Raw genomic sequence first — 15755 nt, 5'->3', positions numbered from 1 at the left:
TTATGTCGGCTGGCAACGTCTTACTCCAAAAGACCCTGCTCTATTCCCCACCGATCAAAGCGAGGCCAAGCGGGGAGGAGGCCGTAACACCAACCTCGAACATGCGGTCAAAACCACGGTTGCAAAATCAGGATCGCTGCCAGTACTGCGCAATACAATCGGCACTATAGTGGCTGTGGCATCAACAGCAGTGAATAGTCCGGAGGCGGGTAATGTTGCAGCATTGAACGTCAAGGATGGCGCGATTGTCAAAGCAGGCGATCTTATTGCTCAGCTTGATGACCAGGCGATCCGTGCAAACCTCAGGAAGGATGCCGCTTCCGTTGCCAAGTCTCGCGCCACGCTGAACGATGCCGAAATTCAGCTGAAGCGCACGCAGGATCTGGTACAAAAAGGAGTCAGTACATCGCAGAGCGGTGACGATGCACTGGCCGCGCTGAAGGTTGCGCAAGCGCAACTACAAGTCGATCAGGCGCAACTTGCAGCTGACCAGGTAACGCTTTCACATATGGGCATTATTGCACCTTTCGACGGACAATTGGGTGTCGTTCAGGTTTCCGTGGGTGCCTATCTCGCAGCAGGAGCGCCTGTTGCAACGATTACGCAGATGACGCCAGTTTATGCAGAATTCACGCTTCCCGAAACCGATCTCGCACGTATTCGTTCGACAATGACTGCCGGAATGTTGAAGGCCGATGTGACTGCGATCTCCGCAGATGGAAGGAGCGTCACCGAAAGTGGCCCCGTCAATTTCATCGATAACGCGATTGATCCGAGCAGCGGTACCGTGCGTTTGCGAGCCACGCTAGACAATCATTCCGGCAACTTTTGGCCGGGGCAGTCCTTGCGTGTCTCTGTCGATGCGGGGCAGATCGATGATCTGGTGCTGGTCCCCGATGTTGCTGTCCAACCGCAGGAAAATGGCTCCATAAGCTATGTGGTCAAACCCGACAATTCCGTTGAAATACGACCGGTGACGGTCACTTTGCGTGCCAACGGCATGGCGGGCTTGAGCGCGGGAATTCAGCCCGGCGAAAGAGTGGTTACGGAAGGCCAAAGCGCGCTCTCTAATGGCACCAAGGTAAAATTGGCCGACGCAGAACCGGATACCAAGGTTTCATCCGACTGAACCGAATGAAGGTAGACTGGCAATGAATATTTCCGAGGTCTTCATTCGTCGCCCGGTAGCGACCATTCTTCTGATGATTGGCGGGTTGATAGGCGGGGTTGCAGCTTACTATCAGCTACCAGTCGCGGCATTGCCTGAAGCGGACTTTCCGACCATCAACGTCTCCGCGCAACTCGCTGGCGCATCGCCTGACACAATGGCCTCTTCCGTCGCAACGCCGCTTATCAAGCAGTTTGAGACGATTGCAGGTATCGATACGATCAGCGCCACATCATCGCTTGGAAACACATCGATTACGTTGCAGTTCGACCTGACGCGCAATATCGATGCAGCAGCAGCAGATGTGCAGGCGGCCATTACGCGTGCGCAACGGCAACTGCCGGATAATCTCACCACGCCACCGAGCTATCGCAAGGCAAACCCCGCTGACGCGCCCGTTATCATTCTGGCCCTAACAAGCGACGGCGCGCGGCTGACCCAGATGGATGATATAGCGCAGAACATTATCTCCCCAGCCTTGTCGACTATCTCGGGCGTGGCACAGGCGCAAGTTTATGGTTCGAAGACCTACGCGGTCCGCGTGGAAGTGGATCCTGACAAACTGGATAGCCGAAATCTGTCGCTATCGGGCCTCGGCGATACCATTGCTGCAGCGAATGACCAGACCCCCGTCGGAACGCTGCAGAACAGTTCGCAGGCACTGACGGTTAACGCGAAAACCCAGCGCACGAATGCGGCGGAGTTCAAGGACTTGATCGTTGCAGGCAGTGGTAACCGTATCGTCCGACTGTCCGATGTAGCCACGGTGCTGGATAGCGTGGATAACGTCAATCAGGGTAGCTGGCTGGATGGGAAACAAACGATCGCTCTGGCTGTTCAGCGTCAGCCCGGTTCGAATACTGTGGCTGTTGTCGATGCGATCCGCGCCAAGCTTCCCGAAATCGAGACGGCGCTGCCTGCACAGATGCATATCGCGGTCGTCAACGATGCTTCAGCATCTATCCGTGCAGCAGTGGCAGATGTTCAAACGACACTGGCCATAACCATCGGCCTTGTGGTGCTGGTGATCTTCCTGTTTCTGGGGCAGTTCTGGGTGACAATGATCCCAGGGCTTGCGGTCCCGCTTTCTCTAGTCACGACATTTGCAGCGATGTATGCCCTCGGTTTTTCCATCGACAATATTTCGCTATTGGCACTGACATTGGCAGTGGGATTGGTCGTCGACGATGCCATCGTGATGCTTGAGAATATCGTCCGTCACGTGGAGGAGGGACTAACCCCTTTTCAGGCAGCTGTTGTCGGTAGTCAGGAAGTGACAGGTACAATAATTTCCATGTCGCTGTCACTGGTTGCCGTCTTTCTGCCGATCCTTCTGATGGGCGGTATCGTCGGACGGGTGTTGAACGAATTCGGCATGGTGGTCACGCTGGCAATTCTGTCTTCGGCGCTGGTCTCGCTGACGGTCACGCCCATGCTTGCTGCCCGTCTGCCGCACACGCAGGCAGAACCTGGACGCATTGCGCAAATGTTGGACCGGGTGACGGCAGGTTACGGACGCGCTGTCGGCTGGTGTCTCCGACATCGACTTCTGGTGATGTTGCTTTTCGTGCTGAGTTTCTTTGGTTCGGTATGGTCGTTCATGACATTGCCACGCAGCTTCTTCCCACAGGAAGATACGGGACTGGTGACCATCTCAACCCAGGCCAGACAGGACATCTCCTATCAGGGCATGAGCGAATTGCAGAAGCAGGCGGCCGCCATCGTTTCTGACAATCCTGCGGTTGAGCATGTTACGGCGTCACTTGGAAGTGGGCCGGGTGGTTCGACATTCAATACAGGCTCCATGTTTGTACAGCTTAAAGCGCGAGATGCGCGCCCGCCGCTGGACCTGACGCTGAGTGAACTTCGGAAGAAACTTGCCGGACTTCCGGGGCTGACTGCATATCTCACCCCAGTACAGAGCTTGCGCTTTGGCGGCCGTAGCACGCAAAGCCAGTATCAGATCGTTTTGCAATCGCTAGATGCCAACGAAGCACGCTCCTGGTCGCAAAAGCTTGGCGACGCGATGAAAGCAGAGCCGAACACTTTCGTTGATGTCGCTTCCGACCTGCAGGACAATGCGTTACAGGCCCACATTGATATTGACGACGACAAGGCGGGAAGCCTCGGCATAACGTCGGAAGCAATCCGCAAGACGCTGGAAGCAGCTTATGGGACACTCACGGTGTCGCAGATACAGACGACTGGCAATAGTTATGATGTCATCATCGAACTTGACCAGAGCAGGCCTTGGGATGAGACGATGCTGGGCGCACTTCGTGTTCCATCCGCGTCAGGCGTGCTTGTTCCGCTCGCAAGTTTTGCGACGATCTCCCGGACGAATGGTCCGGTAACGGTCAATCAGTCCGGTCAGCTCGCTTCTGTCACGCTCTCCTACAACCTGCCAGCAGGTGTTTCTCTTGGCACAGCGACAGATCGTCTGGAAAGCCTGCGCAACGAGATCGGCATGCCGGTTTCCGTTACAATGCGTGCGTCCGGTGCGGCGCAGATTTTTGCTCAATCGACCGGAAACATGGGGCTTCTCATCTTCGCGGCGATCGCAACGATCTATATCGTTCTGGGTGTTCTTTACGAAAGTTTCGCCCACCCGCTGACAATCCTGTCCGGTCTGCCATCGGCGGCTTTCGGCGCGCTGGCGACATTGCAGCTTTTCGGGTTCGACCTTTCGATCATAGCGCTTATAGGTCTTCTCATGCTGATCGGCATCGTGAAGAAAAACGCGATCATGATGGTGGACGTCGCCTTGACATTGAAACGGGATGAAAATCGTGCACCGGACGACGCCATCCATCTTGCCGCCATTCGACGGTTTCGTCCGATCATGATGACGACTTTCTGTGCGCTTCTTGCGGCGGTACCCGTTGCACTCGGTCATGGACAGGGTTCCGAACTGCGCCAGCCGCTTGGGATTGCGGTTATGGGCGGTCTGATCTTAAGTCAGGTGCTGACGCTGTTTATCACACCGGTCATTTTTGTGGAGATTGACCGACTGGCAAGCAGTCGTTGGTTTAGGCGGAAGAAAACTTCAACTAAACAAACGTCAAATACAAATGCCTTCAGGTGAATGGGCCTACAAATCCAGTCAGTTTTGAGGTGCGGGAGCAGCAGTGACTAGCGAGTAAGCCCAGATTACACAAATTCAGTTTAAGTTTAACAGTTAGAACTGCCCTGCAACAAAACCTGCGTAACCGTCGTCCAGCGTCTTGGACAAGATCGCCGAATAGTCGGCGAAGGACCGATCATCGAGGCGTATGCGCCCGAATGAGGGATCTGCGAACTGTTTTATCGGAACAAGCGCAAGCGGCGTTGAAACCGGTGTCAGATGTGCACCTTGCCCGGCACGCAATGTCGTCAGGATACCAAACATTTCACCTGTAATGCTTGGGCGGGAGAGCACGGCCATGCGGTACTGACCGGATGTATTCGTGACGAGATAGATGTGCCCTGAAAGATGCGGAACGGAGACTGTACCCTGTTGCGAGAATGAAACATCGGAACGTTCCCGCTCACAAAAATTGAGATGCCCGACATCGAAATCCCAACCGATTTCCGTGGTGTAAGCGAAGATGGCCTTGTCCTCGCCAAAGGACGGACGCAAGGTCAGGTAATCGCCTTCAAGCCATGAAACCGAGGCGCGCGAATAGGCGCCCAATTCTTCCGCTGCGTGGCTGTTGCCGTTCCTGGCCAACGAGACGGGAGTATCACCTGCCTGTTCGCGCAGGGCGACACCCATTGCCTGTTCAAGCCGGATGATCGTTGCAAGTGTGAAGGGCCTGTGGCCCGACAGCGCTTTTTCCAAAGTCGAAAGACTGATCCGCGCTTCATCGGCCAGAAGCTGGCGCGAAATTCGCCGCCGGGCAATTTCCTCACGAACCCGTACGGCAACGCGGGCATTGAGCTGGTCGGGAAGGTGAGAGTCCTGATCGGACATGGCATATCCTGAATTGCGTACTTTTCTTCACAATTCCACACATATGCGTAACCGGCAAGGCGGTTTGCGGAAAGTGACGGCTGAAACTTGGCAAAGCTTACGCTGGAGTGGAAACAGTGGCTCCAGCGACAATGGCTCCAGTTCTTCGAGGTGAACAAGGAGCACGTCATGTTACCCGCGATAAGTCTTACAAATCATAACAATAGGCGCCGGATACTCTCCCGCTTCTGCTCATTCGTCTGGTTCTGCAACATGGCGCTACTGCCTGCGCTAGCCGTCATCTTCTGCCTGTTGCAGATTGTGCAGGCTCGTGCAGAAACACCCGCTCTCGTCACGCCGAACGAGGTTCAATCCGGCAGTCTTTTGCTTGAGACAAGCGAAGCCGAGCGTTATGTCGAAGCGCCTCGGATCGCAACGGACGTCAATCTCGATGTGAGTGGGCCGACGGCCCGAGCCCGGCTGACGCAGGCATTCGAGAACCCGACCGATGGTTTCGTTGAAGCCCTGTATGTTTTCCCATTGCCGGAAGAAAGTGCGGTCTATTCGCTGAAGATGGTCATCGGCGATCGCGTGATTGTCGCTGAAATCAAGGAGAAGCAGGCAGCGCGCGCAATATATGAACAGGCGAAAAGCGAAGGCAAAAAGGCCACGCTGATCGAACAGCAGCGGCCCAACGTGTTTACCAATGCGGTTGCCAATATCGGCCCGCATGAAAAAGTCGTCATCCAGATCGAGTATCAGCAGGCGGTGCGGCTTTCCGATGATCGTTTCTCGCTGCGTGTGCCTTTGGTCGTCGCACCACGTTACAATCCGGACAATGCCTCACCCGTTGTCCAGGAAGTCGAAATGAAAAACGGTTGGGGCAAGTCGAGCGATAGTGGCAAGCCCGATACTTACAATTCGCCGCTTAGAACGCCTTTGGCCCCACCGGCTGCCTTGCGAACCAATCCTGTGACCATCTCAGTCAATCTGAAGGCAGGCTTCCCGCTTGGAAAGGTCGAAAGCCTTTACCACAGGATCAGGATCGACGCGACGAACGACACGACACGAGAAATCACGTTGGACGGAACGGCTGCTGCTGATCGTGATTTCGTTCTGGAATGGAGCGCTGTCGCAAGTGATGCACCGCAGGTCGGGCTGTTTCGCGAAAATATCGGCAAGGACGATTATGTGCTTGCCTATGTTACGCCACCGGCTGTTGCCAACGCAAAAAAGGTCCAGCGTGAGGTTATCTTCGTGATCGATAATTCCGGATCGATGGGCGGCACTTCCATTGAACAGGCAAAGGCCAGCCTGGATTATGCACTGTCGCATCTCCAGCCCGGAGATCGGTTCAATGTGATCCGCTTTGACGACACATTGACCAAGTTCTTCGAAGATTCTGTCGATGCCAATCAGCAGAATATCGCGTCCGCCCGCCGTTTCGTAACGAACCTTGAAGCGCAAGGCGGTACGGAAATGCTGCCTGCCCTTCATGCAGCGCTTGATGACAGCCACCAGGGAAATGGATTGCGCCAGATCGTGTTTTTGACCGACGGCGAGATCAGTAATGAGCAGCAATTATTGGGTGCCGTTGCGGCACGTCGGGGGCGCTCGCGTATTTTCATGGTCGGCATCGGCTCTGCCCCGAATTCCTATCTGATGAACCGTGCGGCAGAACTTGGACGCGGAACCTTCACCCATATCGGGTCGGCGGCTGAAGTGGACGAACGCATGCGGGCTCTGTTCGACAAGCTTGAAAACCCGGCTGTTACCGATCTGAAGGCCAATTTTTCGGAAAAGAATGTGAGCATGACACCCTCCCTTCTGCCCGATCTTTATCGTGGTGAACCGCTTGTCATCGCCGCACGAATGGGCAAGGCGACCGGAAGCCTTGTTATCGAAGGCCAGATTGATGGCCGTCCGTGGACAGTCAATCTGCCGCTCGACCAGGCAATGAATGCTGAAGGCATCTCAAAATTGTGGGCACGTCGCAAGATTGACGATGCGGAAGTAGACCTTACCCTTGGCAAAATTACTCAGGACGCAGCCGATGCGCGCATTCTTCGCCTGGCACTGGAGCATCATCTGGTCAGCCGGCTGACGAGCCTTGTGGCTGTCGACAAGACACCGTCGCGACCGGCCAATGCACCGCTGACCCGCGCCGATATTCCACTGCAACTGCCTGCCGGGTGGGATTATGACACGCTGTTCGGCATCCGCGCGGACCGCAATGTCGGGGATCACGCAAGCATGGACATAAATGGGGTGAGCGACGCTGTTCGCAGCCATGAAAGCCCTGCCTCACCATCATCGCCATCGCAGTCGATCCCGCTGCCGCAGACGGCAACGCCAGCGACACTGCTGCTTTTGCAAGGCTTGGGTTTGATGCTGGTTGGACTGTTCGTCTTCTGGTTCTTCCGTCGCAAGGAGAATGTGTGATGCCTATCAATCAGCTTGTTACGGGGAGCGCGCTGAAGCGCTCCCTTCTCCCCGCGCTTGGTATGGTGCTGATTGCGATGGGGCTGGCAATTGCCGGTCAGGGAATCTGGATCCATGCGAAAGCGTTTGCGGCTCAGATCCTGTTGGAAAAGGCCTTTTCCGAAAGCATTGAAACGGGCGCTCCGGTTAAACCCTGGAACTGGGCCGATACATGGCCGGTTGCCCGCATCGAAGCCCCAAGGCTCAATGAATCAGCCATTGCCCTGAAAGGTGCCAGCGGACAGGCATTGGCTTTCGGTCCCGCTCATCTGGACAATACGCCGATGGCCGGCGAACGCGGAACGGCCATCTATGCGGCGCATCGCGATACGCATTTCGCATTTTTGAAGAATATCGAAAAGAACGACCAGATACTTGTCACCCGCAGCGACGGAAAGAAGGTCTCCTATCGCGTCAGCTATATGACCGTGGCGCGGTGGGATGAGGCTAATATCGCTCCAGATAGCGAAGGCCACCACCTCGTGCTGGCGACCTGCTACCCATTTGATGCGATTACACCTGGTCCGCTTCGCTATCTGGTCCATGCGGATATGGAGGAGCCGCATTAGCTAGCACCAACTATTGTTTTTACGAAGACAGATGGCGTGATCGAAGCCCAGATGCGCGCTTCTTCCTGAAACTAAAGGTGGCAAGTAAGTCTAACGCCAGAACTGTGAGTCCCAACGACCACGATCACGGATGTCGTCACCGATATCAAATTTCGGAATCCAATAACGCCGTCATCGAGCTAGAATTAACACCCATTCAACCCCGCCGAGCTTTGGCAGAGAAATGCACAGAGCATCGGCATTAGTAAATCAATTACAGTGCGTATTATGGCTATCCAGACGCCAGATGATAGGCCTGACCGCATAAATATAATGACAGAAAAAAGAAGAATTTCTTCCACAAATACTGACACAGTTATGACAACTGGATCAAAATGTCAGACGAAATAATCATTGGGAGAAAGCTACTTTGGCGTCGACTTCTAAATAAGCCAATGCAAACGGCAAGACCAGCCAAGAAGCAGAAAATTCCTATTTAATATTAGCTCATTGCTGAGGCACCCACAAGACAGCGTCTGGATTGATCCCCAATAGCAGTCCCTGTGCAATTGCTCGCGCCTTCACCTCTCCACTTGCCTCGGGCTCGCGCGAAAGTACCCAGAAATAGCTCCGCGTGGACCCGACAATGATCGACCACTGATAATCGTCTTCATCTATATCAACGACATTATAGCCGCCATAGAAAGGTCCGAAGAACGAAACTTTCAGCGCGCCTTCGTCGGTGGATCGCACAAAACGGGCGGTTCCTGTGGCTTGCGTCCAGCGCGCTTTCCACGGATCAAAGCCGCGATTGACCACTTTTACGGTTTGATCGGAGTTCAATGAATATTCTGCTGTCGTCCGGATCAGGCCGCGCTCGAAACGATTTTCGAGGCGGCCGACCTCGTACCAACGGCCCAGATAGCGCGTGAGATCGAAGGGTTTTACCGGCACGATACCCTTTGGAATCTGCGGCGAGCTTGCCCGCGTCAGTGCATATCCCACCGCCAGCCCTGTCAGACCGAGAGCAAGCGTTCCAAATCTCATCCTCTTCCCTTCCTTTGTTGCATGAAGAGACAAACCGATGTGATGGCGATTGGTTCCGAACCGCAAACAGCGCAGGCTTTCGCAGCGTCATCCAACTGTCATGCAATCAGAATAGAAGCTCCCAATCTATTTGGATTGTGGAAAAATGTTGCATTCCTCGAATATTAAAGCGGATATCGCCGTTCGGGCTGAAGGGCTGAATCTGGCCTTTGGTCCGGCCACTATATTGAAGAATATCGATCTTTCACTGCCGAAGGGACAGACGCTCGCTTTGCTCGGGCCATCCGGTTGCGGCAAGACGACCTTGCTCCGTCTCGTGGCTGGCCTTCTCGCCCCGACGAAGGGCTCGATCACAATCAACGGCGTCACCGTCGCCGATGCCAAGACAGGATCATTCATTCCGCCTGAGAAGCGTCATCTGGGCATGGTGTTTCAGGATTATGCGCTCTGGCCGCATATGACTGTTTTCGGCAATGTTTCCTTTCCGCTCGAAATGCGAGGCCTCGGCCGTGCGGAACGCGAAAAACGCGTTGCCTCGGCACTCGATCGCGTCGGCCTTTCGGGCTTCGGTGAGCGCGCCATCAGCGATATGTCGGGCGGCCAGCAACAACGCGTCGCCATTGCCCGTGCCATCGTTGCCGAGCCGGGACTGGTACTATTCGACGAGCCGCTGTCCAATCTCGACCGCGAACTGCGCGAAAACATGGTCACGGAGATCGGCCAGCTTGTCGCCAATCTCGGCCTGACCGCAATCTATGTCACCCATGACCAGAGCGAAGCTTTCTCGCTTGCCGATCAGGTGGCCGTCATGCGCGCCGGTGTGATCGAACAGCTCGCCGCCCCCGAGGCGCTTGTCGAAGAACCGACGACACCGGAAGTTGCAGATTTTCTGCGGCTCGGCTGTGTCGTGCCTGTGGAGCAGCGCGACAATGCCTACAGGATTGCGCGCACCGAAATCCACATCGCCCATGGCTCTCATGCGGGACAGGCAACGCATGTCTTGTTGCCGTCGCGCTCGGTTCGCAGCGTGCCCGCAAGTGATGCAGCCATTCTAGCAACGGTCCTGCGCTCGCAGTTTCGCGGCGACGGCCATCTGACCACGGTGCGCATCGGCTCCCAGCAGGACGGCCACGAACTGACCTATCTCGACAGCATCCGCCTTTCACCCGGCGTTCCGGTCGGTATTTCGGTCGATGCCAGCCAGCTTCGCTGGTTCTCAAAATAAGACCATCACATCAGGTAACATCTCAGGAGGCACAGATGAAGAAATCCATTCTCGGCGCGGGGCTTGCGCTTGTTACTGCTTTGCTCACCAGCACGGCTGCCTATGCGGACATCACGGTCTATTCGGCAGGCCCTGGCAGCCTGATTGAAAAGCTGGCAGCGGGCTTCACTACCAAGACCGGCGCAAAGGTCAATGTCTTTCAGGCAACGACCGGCAAGGTTATGGCCCGCATCGAAGCGGAAGCTGCCAATCCGGTTGTCGACGTTCTGATTTCCGCATCGTGGGATACGGCAACCGATTTCGCCAAGCGCGACTGGCTGGTCGCCTATACCAGCCCGAACGCCGAAAAAGTGCCGGATTTCCTCAAGAATGAAACGGCGGTCGCTCAAGGCGTTTCTGCCCTCGGCATTGCTTGGAACCCTGCCAGCAAGACGCCGAAGCCCGCCGAATGGGCGGATCTCGCCAAGCCTGAATACAAGGATCTGGTCAACCTGCCGGATCCGGCACAGTCGGGCGCGACCTTCGAGCTCGTTGCCGCCCTTCAGGCACAGCAGGGCTGGGACCTGTTCAAGAATCTGCATGAAAACGGCGCCGCTGTCGCCGGTGCCAATGCAGAAGCTTTGAACCCTGTCCTCCAGGGTGCGAAGGCAGCAGTGTTCGGCGCTGTCGACTACATCTCGCTTGCCGGCAAGGCCAAGGGTGAATCCATCGACGTCATTTTCCCGGCATCCGGCACCGTGATCGCCCCCCGCCCAGCCATGATCCTCAAATGGTCGAAGAACCAGGACGAGGCCAAGCAGTTCATCGATTACATGCTGTCCGATCAAGGCCAGAAAATGGTTGCCGACACCTATCTAATGCCGTCGCGCACCGATATTCCAGCCAATCGTCCACTGATCGGCGACCTCAAAATCCTGCCGGTCGACGCCAAGGAAGTCTATGGCAAGCGCAATGAAACGCTGAAGGAGTTCGGCGCCGCTTTCGCCGTTAGCAACTGATTTTTGAAGGACAGACAGATATGAAGACAGGCAGTGCGGCGGCTGGCAATCCGCTCGGATTCGTTGCGGTCGCAGGGCTCGCATTCATCGTCGCGGTGCCGTTTGTCTTCATTGTCCTTCAGGCAATCTTTCCGCAGTTGGGGAGAGGCTCGCTGGCCGAGCCTTTCCTGCATCTCTCAGCCCTTTTCGAAGACCCGAAACTTTTGCGCATGAGCGGCAATACCGTGCTGCTCGGGCTTTCTGTGGTGGCACTTTCCGCCCTTATCGCCGTTCCGCTTGCGGTTTTCCGGGCGCTCTACAAGGTTCCTTTCGCCGTATTGTGGGACGTGCTGATGCTCGTTCCGTTCATGATCCCGCCCTATATCGCCACACTTGGCTGGATCATGACCCTGCAACCGCGCGGCTATCTTGAACAACTCGCCGGTTTCAATCTGGCTCCATTCCTGTTCTCGGTCGCAGGAATGAGCTTCGTCATGGCGCTGAACACGTTTCCGCTCGTCTATTTTGCGGTGTCGCGCACGATCGAAGCGGTCGGCGCGCGTTATTCCGACGTCGGACGCGTGTTCGGAGCTTCGCCGTGGCGCTCCTTTATTCGCATTACCCTGCCGCTTGCGACGCCGGGTCTCGCGGCAAGCCTCCTTCTGGTTTTCGCGGCCGCCATCGAGGAATACGGCACGCCCGCGGCCCTTGGACGCCGCTCCGGTTTTGAAGTTCTGGTGACGGAAATTGATCTCCGCATTTCCGACTGGCCCATCAACCTTGCGGGTGCTGCCGTCTTTTCACTGGCGCTTGTCTGCCTGTCGCTGGCCGCTTTTCTGGTCCAGCGCTGGATACTGAGACGCCGCTCCTATGTGACGACCGGCGGCAAGCCACAGGCAAAGGACAAACGCCCGCTCGGAGCGCTCACCATTCCCGTGGTGGTTCTGTTCGCCATCGTCGCCTTTGCCGCAACCGGTATTCCTTTGCTGGCCATTCTGGCGAGCGCCCTTTCCAAAACTGTTTCCGGCGGGCTGACCCTGTCGAATCTCGGCTTTAACAATTTCGCCGCCATTGCCGACAACAGCGCAGGTGGCATACGTGCACTGCTCAACAGCTTGTCGCTCGGCATTGCAAGCGCCCTGCTAACGGGATTTCTTGGTGCGGTTGCTGCCTATGCCGTGGTGAAAATGCGTTTCAGTGGCCGCTTCTGGCTCGACGTGCTGACCGTTCTGCCGAATGCCCTGCCCGGCGTCGTTGTGGCAGTCGGTCTCATTCTGGCATGGAACCAGCCCGTGCTACCCGTCTCGCCATACAACACACCTCTGATCCTGCTGCTCGCCTATTGCTGCATTCTTCTCCCGCAGCCGATCCGCTATGCATCGGCTGCCTTTCACCAGATCGGTGACAATCTGGAAGCTGCTGCACGTGTTTGCGGCGCAAACAGCTTCACTGCTTTCCGGCGCATCATGCTGCCGCTGATCACGCCGAGCCTCATAACCGCCATGCTGCTCGTCTTCGCTGTCGCGACCCGTGAGCTGGTCGCGTCGATCCTGGTCGCTCCGGTTGGAATGCAGACCATCTCGATCTTCATCTGGCGCCAGTTCGAACAGGGGTCGGTTGGCCTCGGCATGGCCATGGCATTCATCGCCATTCTCATCACCACGCTTTTACCGTTGGTCCTGATGGGATTGTTGAAGCGCTCCGGCCTCGTTAGAGTTTGACCAACCATTTCCAAACACAAGTATATGGCAGCAAGATTTGCAATCGGCTCTCTATCGTTAAACCTTGCTGCCATCCAACTCATCACGTCTCTGATGAGTAACCGAAAGTTACAGCCGGGTTTTCCGCCGTCTCCACCCAGATGCTTTTTGCTTGCGTATATGCCATCAACGCATCCTTACCGCTCGATCGGCCGTAACCGCTCCGACCGAAACCGCCAAACGGCGACATGACCGAAATGGTTTTATAACCATTGATCCAAAAGGTTCCGGCCCGCACGTTGGCCGCAACACGGTGAGCCCGCGCGACATTCTCCGTCCAGACCGCTCCGGCAAGCCCGTAAGGATTGTCATTGGCAAGCACAATTGCCTCCGCCTCCTCGTCGAAAGGCATGACCGCGACGACCGGGCCGAACACTTCCTCCTTGGCAATCGTCATTGCAGGATCGACACGATCAAGGATCGTTGGAGCATAATAATAACCACCTGTCTCCTCCAGTGCTTCCGGCTTCTTACCGCCTGTTGCTAGCACGGCCCCATCGGCGATCCCGTCACGAACCATCTGGTCAATCTTTGACCATTGCCGTTCATTATTGATAGGTCCAATATGCGAGTTATCGTCATAGGGATCGCCTACGACAATACGGCTCGCCGCATCAGCATAACGCTCTACAAATTCCTGATGAATGGAACGATGCACCAGCAAACGTGATCCAGAAACGCAGCTCTGGCCAGCCCCGCTGAAGATTGCCGACTGCGCGCCAACGATTGCGCGATCTATATTGGCATCTGGAAAAACAATATTGCCCGATTTTCCGCCCAGTTCCAGAATGCAAGGGATCAAATTCTTTGCAGCCGTCGCGGCAATCATAGACCCGGCCTGCGCCGAGCCAACAAAAACGACTAGACCCGTGCACGGATGAGACACTGCAGCCTGTCCGGCAGTGGGACCCTGTCCAGCGATTACGTTGACCAGACCACGCGGCACGCCACCTTGCTCGCACATCAAGCCAAGGATAAGGGTCGAAAGCGGTGTCAGTTCAGATGGCTTGATGACAACGCCGTTGCCTGCACAAATTGCGGGTGCGATCTGCCAGCCACCAGTGAAAAGAGGAGCATTCCATGGCGTAATCTGTGTAACGACGCCAATCGGTTCATGGCGCGTATAGTTGAGATGGCTGCTTGGCACCGGAATAACATCACCATAGAGCTTGTCGCACCAGCCGGCATAATATTCGAACATCTCGGCAACGCGCACCGCCTCGCCACGAATGTCGCGGATGGGACGTCCGGCAGAACGGCTTTCGATTTCAGCAATCAGCGGAGCATGCTCGCGGATACGCCGAGCAATTTCGTTCATCACCCGACCACGCGCAGATGCTGTCAGAGCCATCCACTCTTTTTGGGCGCGAGCAGCACTGTCCATCGCCGCATCGATAATCGCTTGGTCCGCATCCTTGAACGAGGCAAAAACCCTACCGGTCGCCGGGTCTGTCAGATTCTGTTGGGCACCGCTTCCGACAATAATCTCACCATTCACTAAACTGCCGATGACGCCTTTCGGAAAGAAACTCTTGAAAATTTCAGCAATACGCGCGGCTTGCGCATTAGGATCAATTCTAGGTGTCATGGTTCTGCTCTTTACTTTGATGAAACAGGCTGGAAGGCGCCCATACGAGTGAAGTCGTCACTATCCTTGAGATTGCCTGAACCGGCCCAGAGTTTTGCCACGACAGATGTCAGAGGATTGTCCGCACCTACGCGCTCAGCCATTTCCTGTGCCAAACGTACATCCTTACGCATCAACCCCATCGAGAAACCACTGTCGAACCGGTCGTTCATTATCCAAGTCGGGAAATGAACTTCGCTGATCATGGATTTGCCAGAAGCAGCATTCAGAACACGGAGGGCAGATTCGGGGCTTATTCCAGCGGCGAGCGCAAGTTTCAGACCCTCGCTAGTTGTCACCATATGAGCCGCAGCAAGCAGGTTGTTGACGAGCTTCGCAACATTACCAGCACCGCTCGGCCCCACATGCAAAGCCTTGGCCGCCATGGATTCGATAACGGGTTGCGCCAGCGCCAAATCCGCATCGCTGCCACCAATCATCATCGTCAGGTTGCCAGAAGCAGCCCCTGCCGGCCCACCACTCACGGGGGCATCAAGGAAACCATGTCCGAGTGCATCGAGCTTTTGCGCAAGCGTACGACTTACATCTGGTTCGGAGGTCGACGTATCGATAATGACCACACGCCCGCGTCCTTCACTCAGTTGATGGATGTGCGCATTGACTACATTCTCGACATCACGCGCCGTCGGAAGTGAAAAAACCAGAAAATTGGATTTTTCGAATAGCAGGTCGAGTGTATCTGCGGGCATTACGTTCGCCTTTTGCGCCAGCGCCTTACGCTCTGCAGACAAATCAAAGCCGAGCGTAGCGAAACCTTTTTTCGCCAAGGTCTGCGCCATGCCGAGCCCCATACTGCCGAGGCCGACCACGCCGATCACCGGCTTTCCCTCTTGCGCCATTCCACTTCTCCATTGTTCCATCAAGCGACCTTGAGGTCGCTCCCGTTTTGAATGGAAAAGCTCGCACCAAAGCGCGCGATCGCATAGCCGGTTTGCAGACAACGCTGCGTCCCGTGACGAGCAACAGTGAT

At 55.8% G+C, this 15755-nt stretch carries 11 protein-coding genes; 7 read left to right on the top strand and 4 right to left on the bottom strand.

The annotated features are described in order from the left end of the window. The first annotated feature begins 136 nt into the window (after positions 1-136). Together HWX93_RS06950 and HWX93_RS06945 are read left to right on the top strand one after the other, a co-directional pair. Positions 137-1129 carry an efflux RND transporter periplasmic adaptor subunit gene (locus HWX93_RS06950; RefSeq protein WP_235969084.1) on the top strand — a complete coding sequence of 331 codons (993 nt, stop codon included), beginning with the start codon at positions 137-139 and terminating at the stop codon, positions 1127-1129. Between the two features lie 22 nt (positions 1130-1151). After that, entirely contained in the window at positions 1152-4253 is a 3102-nt protein-coding gene (locus HWX93_RS06945) for an efflux RND transporter permease subunit (RefSeq protein ID WP_176036967.1), read from the top strand. 93 nt (positions 4254-4346) lie between these two features. On the opposite strand, the gene HWX93_RS06940 is transcribed toward HWX93_RS06945, so the two are convergent. Beyond that, positions 4347-5120, bottom strand: coding sequence for a helix-turn-helix domain-containing protein (locus tag HWX93_RS06940; protein WP_109986679.1), 774 nt, complete (start codon positions 5118-5120; stop codon positions 4347-4349). A gap of 168 nt (positions 5121-5288) precedes the next feature. Between HWX93_RS06940 and HWX93_RS06935 the strand changes: the two genes are divergently transcribed. Together HWX93_RS06935 and HWX93_RS06930 are read left to right on the top strand one after the other, a co-directional pair. Continuing rightward, positions 5289-7541 (top strand): marine proteobacterial sortase target protein, encoded by a 2253-nt coding sequence (locus HWX93_RS06935; protein WP_109986927.1) that lies wholly within the window; start codon positions 5289-5291, stop codon positions 7539-7541. Then, positions 7541-8149, top strand: a complete 609-nt coding sequence (locus HWX93_RS06930) for a class GN sortase (RefSeq protein ID WP_176036966.1) — start codon at positions 7541-7543, stop codon at positions 8147-8149. The genes HWX93_RS06935 and HWX93_RS06930 overlap by 1 nt, the downstream gene beginning before the upstream one ends. A 486-nt stretch (positions 8150-8635) precedes the next feature. On the opposite strand, the gene HWX93_RS06925 is transcribed toward HWX93_RS06930, so the two are convergent. Beyond that, on the bottom strand, positions 8636-9175 hold the full coding sequence (locus HWX93_RS06925) for a lipocalin family protein (RefSeq protein WP_109986677.1): 540 nt from the start codon (positions 9173-9175) through the stop codon (positions 8636-8638). A gap of 145 nt (positions 9176-9320) precedes the next feature. On the opposite strand from HWX93_RS06925, the gene HWX93_RS06920 reads away from it, so the two are divergent. From HWX93_RS06920 to HWX93_RS06910, 3 genes are read left to right on the top strand one after another with little or no spacing between them, the layout of a single operon-like run. Next, positions 9321-10400 carry an ABC transporter ATP-binding protein gene (locus HWX93_RS06920; RefSeq protein WP_176036965.1) on the top strand — a complete coding sequence of 360 codons (1080 nt, stop codon included), beginning with the start codon at positions 9321-9323 and terminating at the stop codon, positions 10398-10400. Positions 10401-10435: 35 nt separating this feature from the next. Beyond that, a complete protein-coding gene (locus tag HWX93_RS06915) occupies positions 10436-11398 on the top strand; it encodes an ABC transporter substrate-binding protein (protein ID WP_176036964.1) in 963 nt (320 codons plus the stop codon). Positions 11399-11418: 20 nt separating this feature from the next. Further along, on the top strand, positions 11419-13098 hold the full coding sequence (locus HWX93_RS06910) for an ABC transporter permease (protein WP_176036963.1): 1680 nt from the start codon (positions 11419-11421) through the stop codon (positions 13096-13098). 82 nt (positions 13099-13180) lie between these two features. On the opposite strand, the gene HWX93_RS06905 is transcribed toward HWX93_RS06910, so the two are convergent. Both HWX93_RS06905 and HWX93_RS06900 read right to left on the bottom strand, forming a co-directional pair. Then, entirely contained in the window at positions 13181-14725 is a 1545-nt protein-coding gene (locus HWX93_RS06905; RefSeq protein ID WP_176036962.1) for an aldehyde dehydrogenase family protein, read from the bottom strand. 11 nt (positions 14726-14736) lie between these two features. Further along, positions 14737-15726, bottom strand: coding sequence for an NAD(P)-dependent oxidoreductase (locus HWX93_RS06900; protein WP_328700163.1), 990 nt, complete (start codon positions 15724-15726; stop codon positions 14737-14739). Positions 15727-15755: the final 29 nt, after the last annotated feature.

The organism is Brucella tritici (assembly GCF_902825325.1).
In the GTDB taxonomy this organism is placed as follows: domain Bacteria; phylum Pseudomonadota; class Alphaproteobacteria; order Rhizobiales; family Rhizobiaceae; genus Brucella.
The sequence above is the reverse complement of the archived record's forward strand: the minus strand, read 5'-3'. Positions and strand labels throughout refer to the sequence as shown.

What these genes read in the sequence shown, in the direction of transcription:
- HWX93_RS06945 (WP_176036967.1), top strand. Translation starts at nt 1,152, where the DNA reads ATGAATATTTCCGAGGTCTTCATTCGTCGCCCGGTAGCGACCATTCTT.
- HWX93_RS06940 (WP_109986679.1), bottom strand. Translation starts at nt 5,120, where the DNA reads ATGTCCGATCAGGACTCTCACCTTCCCGACCAGCTCAATGCCCGCGTT.
- HWX93_RS06935 (WP_109986927.1), top strand. Translation starts at nt 5,289, where the DNA reads ATGTTACCCGCGATAAGTCTTACAAATCATAACAATAGGCGCCGGATA.
- HWX93_RS06930 (WP_176036966.1), top strand. Translation starts at nt 7,541, where the DNA reads ATGCCTATCAATCAGCTTGTTACGGGGAGCGCGCTGAAGCGCTCCCTT.
- HWX93_RS06925 (WP_109986677.1), bottom strand. Translation starts at nt 9,175, where the DNA reads ATGAGATTTGGAACGCTTGCTCTCGGTCTGACAGGGCTGGCGGTGGGA.
- HWX93_RS06920 (WP_176036965.1), top strand. Translation starts at nt 9,321, where the DNA reads ATGTTGCATTCCTCGAATATTAAAGCGGATATCGCCGTTCGGGCTGAA.
- HWX93_RS06915 (WP_176036964.1), top strand. Translation starts at nt 10,436, where the DNA reads ATGAAGAAATCCATTCTCGGCGCGGGGCTTGCGCTTGTTACTGCTTTG.
- HWX93_RS06910 (WP_176036963.1), top strand. Translation starts at nt 11,419, where the DNA reads ATGAAGACAGGCAGTGCGGCGGCTGGCAATCCGCTCGGATTCGTTGCG.
- HWX93_RS06905 (WP_176036962.1), bottom strand. Translation starts at nt 14,725, where the DNA reads ATGACACCTAGAATTGATCCTAATGCGCAAGCCGCGCGTATTGCTGAA.